This is a genomic window from Pectobacterium sp. S5, assembly GCF_051707265.1.
In the GTDB taxonomy this organism is placed as follows: Bacteria; Pseudomonadota; Gammaproteobacteria; order Enterobacterales; family Enterobacteriaceae; genus Pectobacterium; species Pectobacterium polare.
This window is the reverse complement of record NZ_JAULSZ010000001.1, coordinates 2,086,637-2,105,655: the sequence shown is the minus strand read 5'-3', so window position 1 is coordinate 2,105,655 and position 19,019 is coordinate 2,086,637. Positions and strand designations below refer to the sequence as shown.

Here is a 19,019-nt window from a genome sequence, read left to right as displayed (position 1 = left end):
TCGTTTACTCGCGGGCTGCTTGTGCTAGTCAGTGTTTGCGAGCGGCATGACGACTCGAAGGCCTAAATAACAAAGGCCAGCATAAGCTGGCCTTTTGACTCGATTGGGCAGTATTTACTGCAAGCCGAGTTTCTTCTCCAGATAGTGGATGTTCGTACCACCTCTCTGGAAGTTTTCGTCGCTCATGATCTTCATCTGAAGTTCGATGTTGGTTTTGATGCCATCGATAATCAGTTCAGCCAGCGCGTTCTTCATACGGGAAATCGCGATTTCGCGCGTTTCACCGTAGGTGATCAGCTTGCCGATCATGGAATCGTAATACGGCGGTACGGTATAACCGGCGTAAATATGCGATTCCCAACGGACACCAAAGCCACCCGGCGCGTGGAAACGCGTGATTTTACCCGGGCTTGGCAGGAACGTGTTCGGGTCTTCCGCATTGATACGGCATTCCACCGCATGGCCGCGAACCTTGACGTCTTTCTGCTTGATGGACAGCGGCTGACCGGCAGCAATGCGCAGCTGCTCTTTGATCAGATCCACGCCGGTAATCATTTCGGTTACCGGATGTTCCACCTGAATACGGGTGTTCATTTCAATGAAGTAGAACTCACCGTTTTCGTACAGGAACTCAAACGTACCCGCACCACGATAGTTGATATCGATACAGGCTTTGGCGCAGCGATCGCCGATATTGCGACGCAGTTCGTCCGTAATGCCCGGTGCTGGCGCTTCTTCCACCACTTTCTGGTGGCGGCGCTGCATGGAACAGTCACGCTCGGCCAGATAGACGGCGTGGCCCTGACCATCAGCCAGAATCTGAATTTCCACGTGACGTGGGTTTTCCAGATATTTTTCCATGTAAACCATGTCGTTGTTGAAAGCCGCTTTGGCTTCCGCACGGGTCATGTTGATGGATTGTTCCAGCTCTTTGTCGCTGCGCACGACGCGCATACCACGACCGCCGCCGCCGCCAGAGGCTTTGATGATGACCGGATAGCCGATGCGTTTTGCATGAACACGGTTAGCGTCCATGTCGTCGGTCAGAGGGCCATCAGAGCCTGGTACGGTTGGAACACCCGCTTTTTTCATTGCGGTGATGGCAGACACTTTATCGCCCATCAGGCGAATCGTGTCGGCTTTCGGGCCGATGAAAATAAAGCCGGAGCGTTCAACCTGCTCGGCAAAATCCGCATTTTCGGACAGGAAACCGTAGCCAGGGTGAATCGCGACGGCACCCGTGATTTCCGCAGCGGAAATAATCGCTGGGATATTCAGATAGCTTTTTGTTGACGGAGCCGGGCCGATACACACGGTTTCGTCCGCCAGCAATACGTGTTTCAAATCGCGATCCGCACTGGAGTGAACGGCGACGGTTTTGATGCCCAGTTCTTTACAGGCACGCAAAATACGCAGCGCAATCTCTCCGCGGTTAGCGATAACGATTTTATCTAGCATGATAAGCCTCGTTATTCGATGACAACCAGTGGCTCGTCAAATTCAACCGGCTGACCGTTTTCGACCAGGATGGCTTTCACCACGCCTGATTTGTCGGCTTCGATCTGGTTCATCATTTTCATCGCTTCGACGATGCACAGGGTATCGCCGACATTGACGTGCTGACCCACTTCCACGAAGGCTTTAGCATCCGGGCTTGGGGTGCGGTAGAAGGTTCCAACCATTGGAGAACGAACGATGTGTCCACTGATGGCAGCCGGTGCTGCAACTGCTTCCACTGGCGCTGGTGCAACGGCGGCAGCCAGAGCAGGCTGTGGCTGCATCATTGGCGTAGCGTAAGCCTGTTGCATCATCGGGTAGTTAACCGCTGCTGGGGCACGACTGATACGTACTGATTCTTCACCTTCAGAAATTTCCAGTTCGGCGATGCCGGACTCTTCAACCAGTTCGATCAGTTTTTTGATTTTACGAATATCCATGGATGTGGTTCCGTACTCTTTTGTTTAATTGGAAGTTGACAGGCGTTTTACCGCCGTCTGTAAAGCATACTGATAACCATCTGCCCCCAGGCCACATATCACGCCTACCGCAACATCAGAAAGATAGGAATGATGACGAAAAGGCTCACGTGCGTGCACGTTGGACAGATGAATTTCGATAAACGGAATCGCGACGGCCAGCAGGGCATCACGCAGCGCAACGCTGGTGTGGGTAAATGCCGCTGGGTTAATCAGAATGAAGTCTGTGTTTCCTCTGGCCTGATGGAGGGTATCGATCAGAACATGTTCCGCATTGGATTGCAGATGGGAAAACTTCACGTTCAATGCCTGCGCCTGTGTTTCCAGTTCGCTGACAATGTCTGCTAACGTCGTACTACCGTATTTGTCGGGCTCTCGGGTTCCTAGCAGATTCAGGTTTGGACCATTCAAGAGCAAAATGTGAAACTTTTCTGCCATTGTGCTGCTATCTCCCGCGATTGACCAAGATTGCAAAAACAGTGTCGCACAAAATAGCGCGAAGCTATTCGTTTGTCACCTTTCGTGACGCAAATTGTCCGGCCCGAGAAATTAAAGTCGTGCATTATAACCATATCGTGGCAATTCGCAGCTAAATACTGGTCTTATCTGCGGAGATATTCCTGCGCCAAGCCGTGAGAAGGCGGGAATCTCACTGTCGCCCATCACCCGCTTTTCCTGTGTTGCTGCGGCGTTTAGCGCCACCATTGGCGAAATTTCTTATAACGAAATAGCAGCAGTATCAGCGCCGCGAGCGCATACAAAATAGGCTGCGGGGAGAGCGTTTTAACTGACCAAAGATAGTGGATAGGCGCAAGGATGGCGACTAAATAGACGAAATTATGCAGTTTTTGCCATTGCGATCCCAACTTGCGCATCATTATCTGTGGCGACGTCACCGCCAGCGCCAGCAAAATCAGCCAGCTTACGATCCCCAGCGTTAAATACGGTCGGGATATCAGCTCTTTGCCCAGCAGCGCCAGATGATCCAGACCCAACTCCAGCATTGCATAGCTCACCAGATGTAACGTCGCCCAGAAAAAGCACCACAGCCCGAGAAGGCGTCGGCAGCGAATGAGCAGCGGCTGTTTGCCGTAGCGCGCTAATGGCGTAACCAGCAGCGTCGCCAGCAGCAATTTCAGCGCCATTCTGCCGGTAAAGTGCTGGATATCTTTGGCCGGGTCGGCGCTGAACCACCCTTGGTCAACTGACAATATCAGCCACAGCAGTGGCAGAAAACCAGCCAGATGGAGTAGCACTTTTAACCGGGTAATGTGTTGTAACGTCAGTCTCATGCTGATGTGGATTCCTATCCTGACAGGCGGCGATGGCTAGAAGTTAGCTAAAAGTTGTCGCGCAGATTCAGGCCGCGATACAGCGAGGCGACCTGATCGGCATAGCCGTTGAACAACAGCGTGGGTTGGCGCTCAACGTTAAGCAGCCCGCCTGAACCGATGACGCGTTCCGTCGCCTGCGACCAGCGCGGGTGATCCACATGCGGGTTAACGTTGGCATAGAAACCATATTCATCCGAGGCTGCCAGATTCCATGTGCAGGGAGGCTGCTCGCGGGTGAGCCGGATATGCACGATAGATTTGATGTTCTTGAAGCCGTATTTCCACGGTGTGACTAACCGGATGGGGGCACCGTTCTGCGGCGGTAACGTCTTGCCGTAAACCCCGACGGCCAGCAGCGCCAGAGGATTCATTGCTTCATCGAGCCGTAACCCTTCGACATAGGGATAGTCCAGCCCGCTGCCCATGAAACGATCTTTTTGCCCCGGCATCTGTTCCGGATCGTAAAGCGTCTGAAACGCCACGTAGCGTGCGTTGCTGGTAGGTTCGGCGAATTTAATCAGCTTGGCTAGCTCAAAGCCGACCCACGGAATCACCATCGACCACGCTTCGACGCAGCGGAAACGGTAGATCCGCTCTTCCAGCGGAAAGCGTTTGAGCAAATCGTCGATATCCAGCGTGAGAGGTTTGGCGACATCACCGTCTATTTTGACGGTCCAGCCTTCGGTTTTTAACCCACCAGCATTCGCTGCTGGATCGGCTTTATCCAACCCAAATTCATAGAAGTTGTTATACCCCGTGACCTTATCTTCCGGCGTGAGCGGCAGATCAAGCTTCCAGTCGGCGGGTTGGCTAAACGTGAGCGGTTTACCCGGCGGCGCTTTGGGTTTATCACCGCCTTTAAACCAAGCCAACAGGTCAGCCTGTGCAGAGAACGGCAGTGAGAGCGCCGCAGCAGAGATACCCAACGCTTTTAAGATACGCCGACGCTGATAGAAGAGGGATTCCGGGGTAACGTCGGCTTCTGTGAGCTTGCGATGTTTGTGCATGTGAACTCCCGCCAGTCATTATTATTGTTGACGTAAAGTGGCGTACTTAGTGGTTACCGTTCACTTAGTTATAGATGAAGTGCGGTAGAAACCGCGAGAGGAGAGGTGAAATACTTTTTTGCAGGGTGTAACAGCCACCCGAAGGTGGCTGAGCGCGTCAACGAAGTGCGCTAGCTGATTTTCACCAGCGTGCGGCCAGTGACTTTGTTTTCCAGCAGCGCGGCGGCGACAGCAGGGACATCTTCCAACCCGATTTCCTGCGTGACCTGCTGATAGAACGATTCAGGCAGAATGGCAGCTAGACGCTCCCACGCTTGCTGACGGCGAGCCAGCGGTGCCATCACGGAATCCACGCCTTGCAGGCGAACATTGCGTAAAATAAATGGCATCACGGTCGTTGGCAGCGCAATACCGCCAGCCAGACCGCATGCGGCGACCGTCGCGTTGTAATCCATCTGCGCCAGCAGCGTCGCCAGCACGTTATCGCCGACGGTATCCACCGCGCCAGCCCAACGTTGTTTCTCCAGCGGACGAGGGCTTCCGCTGAATTCGCTGCGATCCAACACCTGTTTGGCACCCAGTTTTTTCAGATAATCGGTGTTGTCAGCACGGCCGCTGACGGCGGTAACCTGATAGCCTAGCTCTGCAAGCAGGGCGACAGCTGTGCTGCCGACGCCACCGCTGGCACCTGTCACAATAATGTCGCCGCTGTCCGGGGTGATGCCACCGTCTTCCAGCGCCATCACGCACAGCATCGCAGTAAAGCCAGCCGTGCCAAGAATCATCGCTTTACGCTCATCCAGCGACGCGGGTAGCGGAACCAGCCAATCGCTCTTCACACGTGCCTGTTGTGCCAAGCCGCCCCAGTGGTTTTCACCCACGCCCCAACCGGTCAGGATGACGGGTTGGCCGACGCTAAACCGATCGCTGTCGCTGTGGCGTACTGTACCTACGAAGTCGATCCCAGGAACCATCGGGAAGTTACGAATAATTTTGCCTTTGCCAGTAATGGCAAGCGCATCTTTATAATTAATACCGGACCAACTGATATCAACAGTCACATCCCCGGCGGGAAGCTGCTCCGCGTCAATCTCGCGAATCTGAGCGTGGGTCAGTCCGTCTGACTGTTCAAGAACTAAAGCCTGCATGGGCTATCTCCTGTAGCAGGATGAAAATGGGGAAGTCATTAACGACTATAGTTATTACAGGTACTATTTGTTAAAAGGTACTGTTTGTTAAAAAAGGTACTATGTAGCTGGCCTATGCGAACTGATAAAAAACAACAAACTCGCAGAAATGACAATTATTTGGAATAGGACGCAGGGATGGGATTTACGACCAGGTTCTCGATACTCATAGTATTGCTGACGGTTCTCGCTATTTTTCTTATGCTTTTCAGTAGCATATTTAGCCTCTGTTATTATAGCCAGTTGCGAACTGAGCAGCAGCTACGCGAGGTCACGGCCAGTATCGATCAAGCGTTATTAGTGCAATCGCCCGAAAATATCCAATATTGGCTGCCGGGAATGATGAAGACGGCAGGCATTGTGGCGTTGGATATTCAGGATAACGATTCGACCCTCTATTCAATACAGCTGCCCGAGGCCGGTTGGGAACGCACGCACCTCTATCATGAGGTCGAATTTCCGCTGATGCATCATTTGAACATGACGATCGCCTTAAAATATGTCGACCCGCTGATTGGTTTACCGCGTTTCGTGGTGTCGACGTTATCGGTATTGCTGGCCGCGGGTCTGATGCTCCTGATGCTGTATTTCTCCATCCGCTGGCTGCGTCGACAGGCTGCCGGACAGGAAGAGTTGGAAAAACGTGCACAGCGTATTCTCAAGGGCGAGCGAGAATCGGTTATGCAGGGGTCGGTACGTGAATGGCCAGTCAAGACCAGCGGGGCGCTCGACCAACTGCTGTCTGATTTAGTGGAGGCGCGGGAGGAACGTGGGCGGGTTGATACGTTAATCCGTGCTTTCGCCGCGCAGGATGCCGAAACCGGGCTGAGTAATCGTCTGTTTTTTGATAATCAATTGACCACACAGCTGGAAGATGGCGAAGAAGTGGGGACGCACGGCGTTGTCATGATGATTCGCGTACCTGATTTTGAAACCTTGCAAGAAACGCACGGCTATACCAATGCGCTTCAGGAATACCGTTTCACGCTGGTCAATCTGCTATCGACGTTTGTCATGCGCTATCCCTCTGCGCTGCTGGCGCGTTATTTCAGCAGCGATTTCACCGTATTACTCCCCCACAGTACGCTAAAGGAAGCCACTGCAATTGCCACGCAGTTGGTGAAGTCTATCGATATTCTTCCCGCCTGCCCGTTGATCGATCGCGAGGAGGTTCTCCACATGGGTATTTGTGCCTATCGCGGTGGGCAAAGCGCCGAGCAAGTGATGGAGAGTGTGGAGGACGCGACGCGCAATGCGGTGTTGCAGGGCGGTAACAGCTGGTGCGTGTTTGACAGGCAGGTGCCAGACAAAGGGCGCGGCAGCGTGAAATGGCGTACGTTGCTGGAACAGACGCTGGCACGCGGTGGCCCACGGCTGTATCAGAAGCCTGCGGTGACAAAAGAGGGCGTGGTACATCATCGCGAAATGATGAGCCGGATTTATGACGGAGAACAGGAACTGCTTGCGGCGGAGTATATGCCGCTGGTTCAACAGCTGGGGCTAGCAGCCAGCTATGATCGGCAGCTTGTGGCACGAATTATTGATTTGTCAGCGAACTGGCCCGGAGAAACACTGGCTTTACCGGTAAGTGTGGACTCACTTTTGCAAAAGCCTTTCTTGCGTTGGTTGAAAGAAGTCTTACTGCAATGTCCGAAAACACAGCGTCAGTGCATTTTATTTGAACTTGCAGAGGCAGATGTCTGTCAATATATCGGCCGCCTGCGCCCGGTTCTCAATTTGATCCTGGGATTAGGCTGTCGCCTAGCGGTCACGCAGGCGGGTTTAACGCTGGTCAGTACGACGTATATCAAGTCACTCTCCGTGGAGATCATCAAGCTTCATCCCGGTTTGGTCCGCAGTCTTGAGCGCCGCCCGGAAAATCAGCTGTTTGTACAAAGCCTGACCGAGGCCTGTAAAGGCACGCAAACGCGGGTGTTTGCCGCTGGTGTGCGAACCAAAGAGGAGTGGCGGATGCTGTTGGGTAAGGGCGTTTATGGTGGGCAAGGCGATTTTTTTGCCGCATCAGTCCCTATAACGGATGAGCTGAAAAAATATTCACCGCGGCATCGTGTTTAATATAAACGTCCCGTTCAAATTGACGTAGAATGAGGCGGTTGTTAAATCGGTTAGTGTGTGCTTACGTTAGCGGCAATCCGATTAAATGTTAGATTTTATGTCCTGTGTTAGCGCAATTCTGTCGGGTGGACAGTGGTAAGATGCCTTGCCGCCTGAGGAGAAAGCATGCTGTGCCTTCTCCCTGACGCCGACGTGCGCAACGCAGACTCATTTTTCACCGAAGCAGAGCCTTTTCGTGCCTTGTCGCTGCTTCGTGTGGTTGGTAAAGTAGGCGGATTTATTTTTCGCCCCCAGCTTGCAGGATTATCCTTTAGTTATGTTTAAGAAATTTCGTGGCATGTTTTCCAACGACTTGTCCATCGACCTGGGTACCGCCAATACCCTGATTTATGTTAAAGGGCAGGGCATCATACTGAATGAACCCTCTGTGGTTGCGATTCGTCAGGATCGTGCGGGTTCTCAAAAGAGCGTGGCAGCAGTCGGCCATGACGCTAAGCAGATGCTGGGCAGAACGCCTGGGAATATCGTGGCGATTCGCCCGATGAAAGACGGTGTGATTGCCGATTTCCAGGTCACAGAAAAAATGTTGCAGCACTTCATCAAGCAAGTGCATAGCGACAGCTTTATGCGTCCGAGCCCGCGCGTGCTGGTGTGTGTGCCGGTTGGCGCAACGCAGGTTGAGCGTCGTGCCATTCGCGAATCCGCGCTGGGTGCCGGTGCCCGTGAAGTGTTCCTGATCGAAGAGCCGATGGCGGCTGCGATTGGTGCTGGCATGCCAGTATCCGAAGCGACCGGTTCCATGGTTGTGGATATCGGTGGTGGTACTACCGAAGTTGCGGTGATCTCGCTGAACGGCGTGGTGTACTCCTCTTCTGTACGTATTGGTGGTGACCGCTTTGATGAAGCGATCATCAACTACGTTCGTCGTAACTACGGTTCACTGATCGGTGAAGCGACGGCAGAACGTATCAAGCATGAAATCGGCTCCGCTTATCCGGGCGACGAAGTGCTTGAGATTGAAGTGCGCGGCCGTAACCTTGCAGAAGGTGTACCGCGTGGGTTCACGCTGAACTCCAACGAAATTCTGGAAGCGCTGCAAGAGCCGTTGACGGGTATCGTCAGCGCAGTCATGGCAGCGTTGGAACAGTGTCCACCGGAACTGGCCTCCGATATTTCCGAGCGCGGTATGGTGTTAACTGGCGGCGGTGCGCTGCTGCGTAACCTGGATCGTTTGCTGATGGAAGAAACCGGTATTCCGGTTGTGGTGGCTGAAGATCCGCTGACCTGTGTTGCCCGTGGCGGCGGCAAGGCGCTGGAAATGATCGACATGCACGGTGGCGATTTGTTCAGCGAGGAGTAATCCTGTCTGGAAAAGGGGGGACCGGATGGATGAACGCCTGCGTTTTTCATCTCTCGTGGTTACCCCTTTTTTATTTGCCTGAGCAATGAAATTCGCCCTATGGGGTGCCGCTTTGTGACGTTAAAAATCGCCAGGTGCGATTTGAGGTTGCTGTCGAGGAATACGCAAATTTTATGAAGCCGCTTTTTAGCAGGGGGCCTTCCCTGCAATTACGACTTTTTCTTGCTGTCGTTACCGCGATTGTCGTGATCGTTGCGGACAGTCGGCTCGGTTCGTTCGTCAAAATCAGAACGTACATGGACACCACCGTCAGTCCATTCTATTTTCTGGCGAATGGGCCTCGTCAGGTTCTGGACAATATGTCTGCCTCACTGGCAACCCGTGAGCAATTAGGCCTTGAAAATACTGCGCTGCGTCAGGAACTGTTGATGAAAAACAGTGACCTGTTACTGCTAGGCCAGTTCAAGCAGGAAAATGCGCGCTTACGTGAACTGCTCGGCTCGCCGCTGCGTCAGGATGAGCAGAAAATGGTGACGCAGGTGATGTCCGCCGGAACCGACCCTTACAGCGATCAGGTGGTGATTGATAAAGGTCAGGCGAACGGCGTGTATGAAGGGCAGCCGGTCATCAGCGATAAAGGCGTGGTGGGTCAGGTTGTGGCGGTTGGCCAGTTTACCAGCCGGGTTTTGTTGATTTGTGATGTTTCCCACGCGTTGCCGATTCAGGTGCTACGCAATGATATCCGCGTGATTGCCGCCGGCAATGGCTGCGCCGACGATCTGCAACTCGAACACTTGCCTAACAATACCGATATCCGAGTGGGTGACGTGCTGGTCACATCGGGTCTGGGCGGTCGCTTCCCCGAAGGGTATCCCGTTGGTGTCGTGTCATCGGTCAAGGCCGATACACAGCGAGCCTATACGATTATTCAGGCTCGTCCGACCGCCGGGCTACAGCGCCTGCGCTATCTGCTCTTACTGTGGGGCGTGGAAAACAACTCCAATACGGCGCTGCCGCCAGCGGAAGTACATCGGGTGGCCAATGAGCGTCTGATGCAGATGATGCCGCAGGTTTTACCGTCGCCTGACGATATGGGTCCGCCGCTTCCTCCTGATACCGCTGCGCCCACCGCCGAGCCGCAGAGAGGCCGCCAATGAACCGTTATCGCAGGCATGGCAACTGGATTATCTGGCTTTCTTTTCTGATCGCTATGGTTTTGCAGATTATGCCGTGGCCGGATGAAATCTACATGTTTCGCCCTTCCTGGCTGACGCTGTTTCTCATTTACTGGGTGATGGCATTGCCACATCGGGTGAATGTCGGCACAGGATTTATATTAGGTCTGATTATGGACCTGATTCTTGGGTCTACACTGGGAGTACGGGCGCTCGCGCTGAGCATTGTTGCTTATCTGGTCGCCTTTAAATTCCAGCTATTCCGAAATATGGCGTTATGGCAGCAGGCATTAATTGTCATGCTATTGTCGCTGGTGATGGACCTCACGGTATTCTGGGCAGAATTTTTAGTTATTAATGTCTCTTTCCGACCGGAAACACTCTGGAATAGTGTCGTTGATGGCGTACTCTGGCCGTGGCTGTTCCTGCTGATGCGTAAAATTCGTCGTCAGTTTACTGTGCAATAAGGTGATTCATGACTCAGCTTTATCTGGCTTCCGCTTCTCCCCGCCGTCGCGAACTGCTCACGCAGCTCGATATTCCTTTTTCTGTACTGAATGTCGCGGTGGAAGAGCAGCGGTTACCGGAAGAAGCGGCGGAAGTTTATGTCCGACGTCTGGCGCATGAGAAAGCGGCTGCGGGTGTCGTAGCGGCACCGTCTGATTTACCGGTTCTGGGTGCAGACACCATTGTGGTACTGAACGGTCAGGTATTGGAAAAACCACAGAATGAAGCTCATGCGGCAGAGATGCTGAGTCAGCTGTCCGGGAAACCACATCAGGTAATGACGGCCGTTGCGCTGGCAGATAAAGATGATGTCTTGAGCTGTTTGGTGACAACCGATGTCGTCTTTCGCCCGCTTTCGCAGCAGGATATCGAACGGTATATCGCCAGCGGCGAACCGATGGATAAAGCCGGGGCTTACGGTATTCAGGGCAAGGGTGGATGCTTTGTCCGGTCGCTTAACGGGAGCTATTACGCGGTGGTTGGGCTGCCGCTGGTAGAAACCCATGAGCTATTCAGTAATTTTGCTGCGTTGCGGAGTGCAAGAGGAAAACATGACTGCTGAGTTACTGGTAAACGTTACACCGTCAGAAACGCGCGTTGCCTATATCGACGGCGGTATTCTGCAAGAAATTCATATTGAGCGTGATGCGAAGCGCGGCATTGTCGGCAACATTTATAAAGGCCGCGTGAGTCGCGTCCTGCCGGGCATGCAGGCGGCGTTTGTAGATATCGGTCTGGATAAAGCGGCATTCCTGCACGCGTCCGATATTATGCCGCACACCGAATGCGTTGCCGGTGACGAACAGAAGAATTTTCACGTCCGCGATATCGCCGAACTGGTACGTCAGGGCCAGGATCTCATGGTGCAGGTAGTCAAAGACCCACTGGGAACCAAAGGCGCACGTCTGACGACCGATATCACGCTGCCATCGCGCTATCTGGTGTTTATGCCCGGCGCATCGCACGTCGGTGTGTCACAGCGGATTGAGAGCGAAGCGGAACGCGAGCGCTTAAAGAAAACGGTCGCAGAGTATTGCGATGATGACGGTGGTTTCATCATTCGTACCGCTGCGGAAGGCGTCGGTGAAGAAGAACTCTCGCAGGATGCGGCGTTCCTGAAGCGTCTGTGGGTCAAGGTGATGGAGCGTAAAAAGCGCAACCAGACCAAATGTAAGCTCTACGGTGAAGTGGCGCTCGCTCGGCGAATTTTGCGTGATTTTGCTGGCGCGGCGCTGGATCGCATTCGGATTGATTCCCGACTGACGTATGAAGCGCTGCTGGAATTTACCGCCGAATACATTCCAGAGATGACCCGCAAGCTTGAACACTACGCGGGTAAACAGCCGATTTTTGACCTGTTTGACGTGGAAAATGAAATCCAGCGTTCGCTGGACAGAAAGGTTGAACTGAAATCCGGCGGCTATTTGATTATCGATCAGACAGAAGCGATGACGACTGTCGACATCAATACGGGGGCATTCGTCGGCCACCGTAACCTGGATGAAACCATTTTCAATACCAACACGGAAGCGACGCAGGCGATTGCACGACAGCTGCGTTTGCGTAACCTCGGCGGCATCATCATTATCGATTTCATCGATATGAATAATGAAGATCACCGTCGGCGCGTGCTGCACTCACTGGAGCAGGCGCTGAGTAAAGATCGGGTTAAAACCAGTATTAGCGGCTTCTCTCAACTAGGATTAGTGGAGATGACGCGCAAACGCACGCGTGAGAGTATCGAACACGTGCTGTGTCATGAATGTCCGACGTGTAATGGTCGCGGCACGGTGAAGACGGTAGAAAGCGTCTGCTATGAAATCATGCGTGAAATCGTGCGTGTCCACCACGCTTATGACACCGATCGTTTCCTGGTCTATGCCTCACCGGCAGTCGGGGAAGCGCTGAGAAGTGAAGAATCGCACGCGTTAGCTGAGGTTGAAATTTTCGTCGGCAAACAGGTCAAAGTACAAATCGAACCCCTGTATAGCCAGGAGCAGTTTGACGTCGTCATGATGTAAATTCGTGCGCTCGTCGTCGGCGACGAAAGAAGGAGAAATTAGTGAGGCGACTGCCCGGAATACTCATCATCACGGGTGCCACTCTTGTCGTGATGGTAGCGCTGTTAGTCAGCGGCTTAAGACTGGTGCTGCCACAGCTCGATCACTTCCGGCCACAGCTGGTGGCCTGGGCGCAGTCTGCTGCCGGTGTTCCGTTAGAAATCGGCTCGATGACGGGACGCTGGGAGTCCTTTGGCCCCACGCTGGAAATTGAAAAGCTTCGCACGTCCCTGCCGGAATCGGACTGGCAGGTTGAACGCATTACGCTAGCGCTGGATGTGTGGCAGTCGCTGCTGCACGGGCGCTGGCAGTTTCGCGATCTCACGTTTCACCAGTTAAAACTGGATATTAATAGCCAATTTACCGGGCAGCAGCAGGATAGCAAACTGATGGAGTCAGGGAAGGTCAGCGATCTTTTCCTGCGCCAGTTTGACCACTTTGACCTGCGTGATAGCCAGATTACCTTTCTTACCCCTGCCGGTTCCCGTGCGGAACTGAGCATTCCTCAACTGACCTGGCTGAATTCCGAGAAGCGTCACCGGGCGGAAGGCTTAATCAGCCTGTCGAGTTTTAATGGTCAGCACGGCGTCGTGCAGATGCGTATGGACTTGCACGACGATCAGGGGCTGCTCAGCAACGGCACGTTCTACTTGCAGGCTGACAATATCGATATGAAGCCCTGGCTCAGCCGCTGGATGAAAAACACGACCGGGCTGGAAAGTGCCGATTTTAGTCTGGCAGCCTGGTTGAATGTCCGTGACGGCGACATCCACAGCGGTGATGTGTTCCTCAATCACGGAACGGCAGGCTGGGGTGAAGGCAGCGATGCGCATCGCCTGAATGTGGATGACATGACGCTGCACGTCAGCCGTCAGGAAAATGGCTGGCAGGTGGATGTGCCTGAATTAAATCTGGCAACGGACGGCGTCGCCTGGCCGAAAGGTCGGCTCTCTGCGCTCTGGCTGCCAAAGAATGAACACATGTTAGGGCCCGATCGGCAGGAAGAGCTGCGCGTTCGAGCCAGCAACGTGGCATTGGAGCGAGTAAGCACGCTGCTTCCGCTGCTGTCCGGCACGACGCCAGAATTGAAAGCGCGCTGGGATGACCTGCAACCGACGGGCACATTGAATATCGTTGCCGTCGATATCCCTCTGCAACAGCCGGAGCGAAGCCGCTTTCAGGCCAACTGGCAGGATGTGAGCTGGAAGCAGTGGAAATTGCTGCCGGGGGTCGATCATTTCTCCGGTTCTGCTCGCGGCAGTGCCGAACGTGGTCAGGTCAGCATCGCGTTAAAGCAGAGCACGTTGCCCTATGTTGATATGTTCCGCGCGCCGCTGGAAATCAAGCAGGCCAGCGGCACGATTGACTGGCGTAATGATGCACAGGGTCTGGCGCTCTGGAGTCACGGACTGGACGTGCAGGCGAAGTCGCTATGGGCTAACGGTGATTTCCGCTATGAACAGCCTGCCAAACAGGAGCCGAAACTGGATATTCTGGCAGGCATTCGGCTGACCGATGCGGCGGATGCCTGGCGCTATTATCCTGAACTGTTTATGGGCACCGAGCTGGTGGACTATCTGAGCGGTGCGCTGAAAGGCGGCCGTGTCGATAACGCCACGCTGATCTTTGCTGGCAATCCGCAGCATTTCCCGTATACGCATAACGAAGGCCAGTTTGAAGTCTGGGTGCCGGTTAAAGAAGCCACCTTCGAATTTCAGCCGGGCTGGCCTGCGCTGACGCCGCTGGATATCAATCTGGATTTTGCCAACAACGGCCTGTGGATGTTTGCGCCGCAAGTCTGGCTGGGCAAGGTGGAAGGAAAAAACATTAGCGCGGTCATTCCCGATTATGAAAAAGAGATGCTGCTGGTCGATGGCGAACTGGACGGTCCGGGGCCTGAAGTGGGGAACTATTTTCATCAGACGCCGCTGAAATCCTCGCTGGGTACGGCGTTGGATGAGCTGAAAATTGGCGGGCCGGTGAAGGGCACACTGCATCTGGATATCCCGCTTGCCGGTGACGACGTCCGCGCCAGTGGTGATATCGAGCTGAACAATAACAGCCTCTATATCAAGCCGCTGGATACCACAATTAAGAATCTGACCGGTAAGTTCCGCTATGAAAACGGCAACTTACGCAGTGACACGCTTCAGGCGAACTGGATGAATCAGCCGATGGCGGTCAATTTCACGACGGAAGAGCAAGCGAAGGCTTTTCTGGTGAATGTTGGCTTGCAGGGCGACTGGCAGCCTGCGCTCTTGCCCGGTTTACCGGCATCGGCAAGCAAAGCCTTGTCTGGTACGGCAGGCTGGAAGAGTACGGTGGCCGTCAACCTGCCGCATTCCGGTAAAACAACGTATGATGTTGATGTACAGGCTGATTTAAATAAAGTAAGTAGTCACTTACCTAACCCGCTAAGTAAACCCGCTGGCGAGAGCCTGCCGCTGGAGGTAAAAGCCAGCGGTGACCTGAATGGTTTCGCGATGCAGGGACGGCTGGGCAAGGATAACCGCTTCAATAGCCAGTGGCTGCTGAAAGGCGACACGGTGACGCTGGCGCGGGCAAGCTGGCAGAACGGGGCAACGGTGGCTCCTGCATTGCCAGAAGATTCCTCTCTGGTGCTCGATCTTCCGCCACTGGATGCTGAAAGCTGGCTGGGGCTTCTGCCTGCGCTGCGTGCTTCGACACCGGCAGAAGGGAAAAAGGCGCACAGTACGCTTCGTTTTCCAGAAGCCGTGACGCTGCGGACGCCTGAGCTACAGCTGCTGGGGCAGCAGTGGCACGATCTGGAAATCACGCGTAAAAATACGCTTGCTGGCAGTGAAGTGCAGGCAAAAGGACGCGAAATTGATGGAACGGTTGAGATACCCAATCGTGGCATGTGGCGCAGCGACATCAATTATCTCTACTACAATCCTCAGTGGAAAGGGAATGAAGCGACCAACCCGGTGGCATTAGCAGAGAAAAAATCACCGCTGAATGACCCGAGCATCAGCTTTGAAGACTGGCCGTCTCTGGCAGTTAACTGTCGCCAGTGCTGGATTATCGGGCAGAATATGGGACGCATTCAGGGGACGCTGCTGCCAGAAAAGGAAAAATTAACGCTGGCAGACGGTATGATTGATACGGGCAAAGCCCGTCTGACGGTAAACGGTTCCTGGCAGGAAAACGCGGAAGGCGTGCGGACGGCGCTAAAAGGCCGGCTGACAGGTGATAGCCTGGAGCAGAATGCTAACTGGTTTGGCGTTGATTCACCGCTGAAAGCCGGTTCTTTCGATGTGGACTACGATTTGTACTGGCGTGGTACGCCTTGGGCGCCGGATATTGCCAGCCTGAGCGGAATATTGCACACGCGTATCGGTAAAGGTGAAATTGCCGAGGTCGGCGCGGGTCAGGCTGGTCAATTGCTGCGTTTATTGAGCTTTGATGCGCTGATGCGTAAGCTGCGGTTCGATTTTAGTGATACGTTTGGCCGTGGATTTTACTTCGACTCGATTCGCAACACGGCATGGATTAAAGACGGCGTGTTGCATACTGATGATATGTTGGTCGACGGTCTGGAGGCCGATATCGCGATAAAAGGCGATCTCGATCTCGCTAAGCGACAGGTCAATATGGAAGCGGTTATTGCCCCGGAACTTTCCGCGACTGTGGGGGTGGCGACTGCATTTGCCGTTAACCCAGTTGTCGGGGCCGCGGTGTTTGCTGCCAGTAAAGTGCTGGCACCGCTATGGAACAAGATTTCGCTGATTCGCTACCAGATTTCCGGTAGCCTCGATCAGCCGAAGATTCAGGAAGTGCTGCGTGAGCCGAACAAGAAGAAAGGCGAATAATGCCGTTAGGGCAGCGCAGCGTACTCAGCCGATTATCTGATAAAGAGTGAAAAACTATGAGCCTTTCGTTTGTCAGTGAGCAGTTACTCACCGCCAACAAATTGAATCTTGACGACCTTGCCGCTGTGCTGGGGTCGCTTAATGAGCGTCGACTGGACTATGCCGATCTCTATTTCCAGTCCAGCTACCATGAGTCCTGGGTACTGGAAGATCGCATCATTAAAGACGGTTCTTACAATATCGATCAGGGCGTGGGTATCCGTGCGATTGACGGTGAAAAGACCGGGTTTGCTTATGCCGATCAGATCACGCTGAACGCATTGCATCAGAGCGCGCAGGCTGCACGCAGCATTGTACGGGAACAAGGTACAGGGACTGCGCACACGCTGGGAGCGGTATCGCATCATGCGCTTTATCCAACGTTGAACCCGCTGGATAGCCTGACGCGTGAGGATAAAATTGCGCTGTTGCAGCGTGCCGACACGGTTGCACGTGCCGCAGATGCGCGCGTACAGGAAGTGTCAGCCAGCCTGACCGGCGTGTATGAGCTGGTGCTGGTGGCAGCGACGGACGGTACGCTGGCGGCAGATGTGCGCCCGCTGGTTCGTCTATCGATCAGCGTGCTGGTCGAATCTGAGGGCAAACGTGAACGTGGTTCCAGCGGCGGTGGCATGCGTGGCGGCTATGACTATTTCTGGGAAGTGGCTGACGGCGAAGCACGTGTCGACGCCTGGGCGAAAGAAGCCGTGCGTATGGCGCTAGTTAACCTGTCGGCGGTGGCCGCCCCTGCCGGGCCAATGCCTGTGGTGTTGGGGGCTGGCTGGCCGGGTGTACTGCTGCATGAAGCGGTTGGTCATGGTCTGGAAGGTGATTTTAACCGTCGCGGTACATCAGTATTCAGCGGGCAGATGGGGAAACTCGTTGCGTCAGAGCTGTGTACGGTAGTGGACGACGGCACGTTGACCGGGCGTCGTGGTTCGCTCTCGATGGATGATGAGGGCGTTCCGGGGCAATACAATGTCCTGATCGAAAACGGTATTCTGAAAGGCTACATGCAGGACAAGATGAATGCTCGTCTGATGGGCGTTGCGCCAACGGGCAATGGTCGCCGCGAATCTTATGCGCATTTGCCGATGCCGCGTATGACGAACACCTACATGCTGGCCGGGAAATCCACGCCGGAAGAGATTATCTCCAGCGTCGAATACGGTCTGTATGCGCCAAACTTTGGCGGTGGTCAGGTCGATATTACCTCTGGCAAGTTCGTCTTCTCGACATCCGAAGCATACCTGATCGAAAAAGGCCGTATCACCACGCCAGTCAAAGGTGCCACGCTGATTGGCTCCGGCATTGAAGCGATGCAGCAGATCTCTATGGTCGGCAACGATCTGGCGCTGGATAACGGTGTCGGCGTGTGCGGCAAAGAAGGGCAAAGCCTGCCAGTCGGCGTGGGTCAGCCTACGCTGAAGCTGGAAAGCCTAACCGTCGGCGGCACCGCGTAATTCGTGCTGATACCCTGAGTTCCCTTTAAGACCGCGCTTTATGAGCGCGGTTTTTTTCTGGGATTGTTATGTAGCGGAGCACAAAATCAGGACACCGCGGCAATAATCGATTTGAGCTGCTTGATGTGTATTTCATCCCGCTGTACCAAAACGTCTTCCTTAATCTTGAGAACAATGCCTTTTAACAGGTCTGTTGTGCTGGAGATGTTTGTCGCGGTTTTTAGTGCATCAATATCTGCCGAGACATGCCTGCCTTTAAGTGAAAGACGTTTCTCGGATTTTCCTTTTGCCAAATCACTTTGTAGAAAACGTGGAATATCTTTTGCCGCTGCGTGGTCAGCCGCCAGTGTGTGCAGATAATATTTCATCAGCGTGGGAATAAAATCGGGCTCCCCACCTAATTCGCAGCTTGCCAGATTCAGGATATCTATCATGTGTGCGGGCACTCGACTTTCCAGCGCTTTACGCTGCACATCCAGTGCTTTCTTAATCATGGGCGTAGACTGATGAGGGATGATGGCAACATTTCCGCAGCGTTCGCAAACGCCAACCAAAACTTGTCTCACCACACCGCTGTTATCGCTGAACGGGACGTCTTTAAGCTGAAACGTCGCGGTTTCAAGTGACTGGCATGTGTTACAGAGAGCAGCCTGTGTATCGCCGACTTTGAAAATTTTCATGTCATCGCCTCAATGGTGGACGCTAATAAAGACACAATCCGGCTCGGTAAAATACCATTTGATATACCATGGTATTCCCCGATGGCGGCAACGGATGATATGAACATCAATATGCGCTGCAAAATGATGGGGTGAAGAGGAGTAGGATGGCCCGGCAGATTGATAAATAATATCAATGAGTTCTGTTATTGATGTTTGTCCGGTTACCAGAAAATTCTTCGTGCTGATATTCCCTCTGGCTTCATGCAGCACATTACCTGACTGCAAACAGACAATAAGCTGCTTTTTGGCATCCTTGAATCCCATCTTTCACCTATATTGT

The 19,019-nt window shown here is 53.6% G+C and carries 17 protein-coding genes; 9 read left to right on the top strand and 8 right to left on the bottom strand.

Translation table 11 applies throughout. The annotated features are described in order from the left end of the window. Nucleotides 1–114: 114 nt before the first annotated feature. The 6 genes from accC to acuI all read right to left on the bottom strand — a co-directional run bounded on the left by accC (nucleotide 115) and on the right by acuI (nucleotide 5,465). A complete protein-coding gene (gene accC / locus QWJ20_RS09500; RefSeq protein ID WP_095701277.1) occupies nucleotides 115–1,458 on the bottom strand; it encodes an acetyl-CoA carboxylase biotin carboxylase subunit in 1,344 nt (447 codons plus the stop codon). Between the two features lie 11 nt (nucleotides 1,459–1,469). Beyond that, on the bottom strand, nucleotides 1,470–1,937 hold the full coding sequence (gene accB, locus QWJ20_RS09495; RefSeq protein WP_039482387.1) for an acetyl-CoA carboxylase biotin carboxyl carrier protein: 468 nt from the start codon (nucleotides 1,935–1,937) through the stop codon (nucleotides 1,470–1,472). A 24-nt stretch (nucleotides 1,938–1,961) separates the two neighbouring features. Beyond that, a complete protein-coding gene (gene aroQ / locus QWJ20_RS09490) occupies nucleotides 1,962–2,414 on the bottom strand; it encodes a type II 3-dehydroquinate dehydratase (protein WP_039482384.1) in 453 nt (150 codons plus the stop codon). A 254-nt stretch (nucleotides 2,415–2,668) separates the two neighbouring features. Continuing rightward, nucleotides 2,669–3,268 (bottom strand): protein-methionine-sulfoxide reductase heme-binding subunit MsrQ, encoded by a 600-nt coding sequence (gene msrQ / locus QWJ20_RS09485; RefSeq protein ID WP_039482382.1) that lies wholly within the window; start codon nucleotides 3,266–3,268, stop codon nucleotides 2,669–2,671. A 47-nt stretch (nucleotides 3,269–3,315) separates the two neighbouring features. Next, nucleotides 3,316–4,317 carry a protein-methionine-sulfoxide reductase catalytic subunit MsrP gene (gene msrP, locus QWJ20_RS09480; protein WP_433992357.1) on the bottom strand — a complete coding sequence of 334 codons (1,002 nt, stop codon included), beginning with the start codon at nucleotides 4,315–4,317 and terminating at the stop codon, nucleotides 3,316–3,318. Between the two features lie 170 nt (nucleotides 4,318–4,487). Beyond that, nucleotides 4,488–5,465, bottom strand: coding sequence for an acrylyl-CoA reductase (NADPH) (gene acuI / locus QWJ20_RS09475; RefSeq protein ID WP_433992356.1), 978 nt, complete (start codon nucleotides 5,463–5,465; stop codon nucleotides 4,488–4,490). Between the two features lie 177 nt (nucleotides 5,466–5,642). Here acuI and csrD point away from each other — a divergent pair, with 177 nt between their 5' ends. From csrD to tldD, 9 genes are all read left to right on the top strand, one after another. Then, nucleotides 5,643–7,580 (top strand): RNase E specificity factor CsrD, encoded by a 1,938-nt coding sequence (gene csrD, locus QWJ20_RS09470; RefSeq protein ID WP_120358130.1) that lies wholly within the window; start codon nucleotides 5,643–5,645, stop codon nucleotides 7,578–7,580. A gap of 165 nt (nucleotides 7,581–7,745) precedes the next feature. Then, nucleotides 7,746–7,904 (top strand): hypothetical protein, encoded by a 159-nt coding sequence (locus tag QWJ20_RS09465; RefSeq protein ID WP_156890158.1) that lies wholly within the window; start codon nucleotides 7,746–7,748, stop codon nucleotides 7,902–7,904. Continuing rightward, on the top strand, nucleotides 7,897–8,940 hold the full coding sequence (gene mreB, locus QWJ20_RS09460; RefSeq protein ID WP_010300322.1) for a rod shape-determining protein MreB: 1,044 nt from the start codon (nucleotides 7,897–7,899) through the stop codon (nucleotides 8,938–8,940). The genes QWJ20_RS09465 and mreB overlap by 8 nt, the downstream gene beginning before the upstream one ends. A 173-nt stretch (nucleotides 8,941–9,113) precedes the next feature. Beyond that, complete coding sequence (gene mreC, locus QWJ20_RS09455) at nucleotides 9,114–10,097, top strand: rod shape-determining protein MreC (protein ID WP_095701283.1); 984 nt, start codon at nucleotides 9,114–9,116, stop codon at nucleotides 10,095–10,097. After that, on the top strand, nucleotides 10,094–10,582 hold the full coding sequence (mreD, locus tag QWJ20_RS09450; RefSeq protein ID WP_039482366.1) for a rod shape-determining protein MreD: 489 nt from the start codon (nucleotides 10,094–10,096) through the stop codon (nucleotides 10,580–10,582). The genes mreC and mreD overlap by 4 nt, the downstream gene beginning before the upstream one ends. An 8-nt stretch (nucleotides 10,583–10,590) precedes the next feature. Beyond that, a complete protein-coding gene (locus QWJ20_RS09445; RefSeq protein ID WP_039482362.1) occupies nucleotides 10,591–11,184 on the top strand; it encodes a Maf family protein in 594 nt (197 codons plus the stop codon). Beyond that, nucleotides 11,174–12,643 (top strand): ribonuclease G, encoded by a 1,470-nt coding sequence (rng, locus tag QWJ20_RS09440; protein WP_095701285.1) that lies wholly within the window; start codon nucleotides 11,174–11,176, stop codon nucleotides 12,641–12,643. The genes QWJ20_RS09445 and rng overlap by 11 nt, the downstream gene beginning before the upstream one ends. Before the next feature lie 41 nt (nucleotides 12,644–12,684). After that, on the top strand, nucleotides 12,685–16,515 hold the full coding sequence (yhdP, locus tag QWJ20_RS09435; RefSeq protein ID WP_433992355.1) for an AsmA2 domain-containing protein YhdP: 3,831 nt from the start codon (nucleotides 12,685–12,687) through the stop codon (nucleotides 16,513–16,515). Between the two features lie 56 nt (nucleotides 16,516–16,571). Beyond that, nucleotides 16,572–18,017, top strand: a complete 1,446-nt coding sequence (gene tldD, locus QWJ20_RS09430) for a metalloprotease TldD (protein ID WP_039512724.1) — start codon at nucleotides 16,572–16,574, stop codon at nucleotides 18,015–18,017. Nucleotides 18,018–18,103: 86 nt separating this feature from the next. Here the strand turns inward: tldD and QWJ20_RS09425 are convergent, their stop codons facing one another. Together QWJ20_RS09425 and QWJ20_RS09420 are read right to left on the bottom strand one after the other, a co-directional pair. Then, on the bottom strand, nucleotides 18,104–18,697 hold the full coding sequence (locus tag QWJ20_RS09425; RefSeq protein ID WP_039482350.1) for a hypothetical protein: 594 nt from the start codon (nucleotides 18,695–18,697) through the stop codon (nucleotides 18,104–18,106). A gap of 9 nt (nucleotides 18,698–18,706) precedes the next feature. Continuing rightward, on the bottom strand, nucleotides 18,707–19,003 hold the full coding sequence (locus QWJ20_RS09420) for a hypothetical protein (RefSeq protein WP_039482512.1): 297 nt from the start codon (nucleotides 19,001–19,003) through the stop codon (nucleotides 18,707–18,709). Nucleotides 19,004–19,019 lie beyond the last annotated feature (16 nt).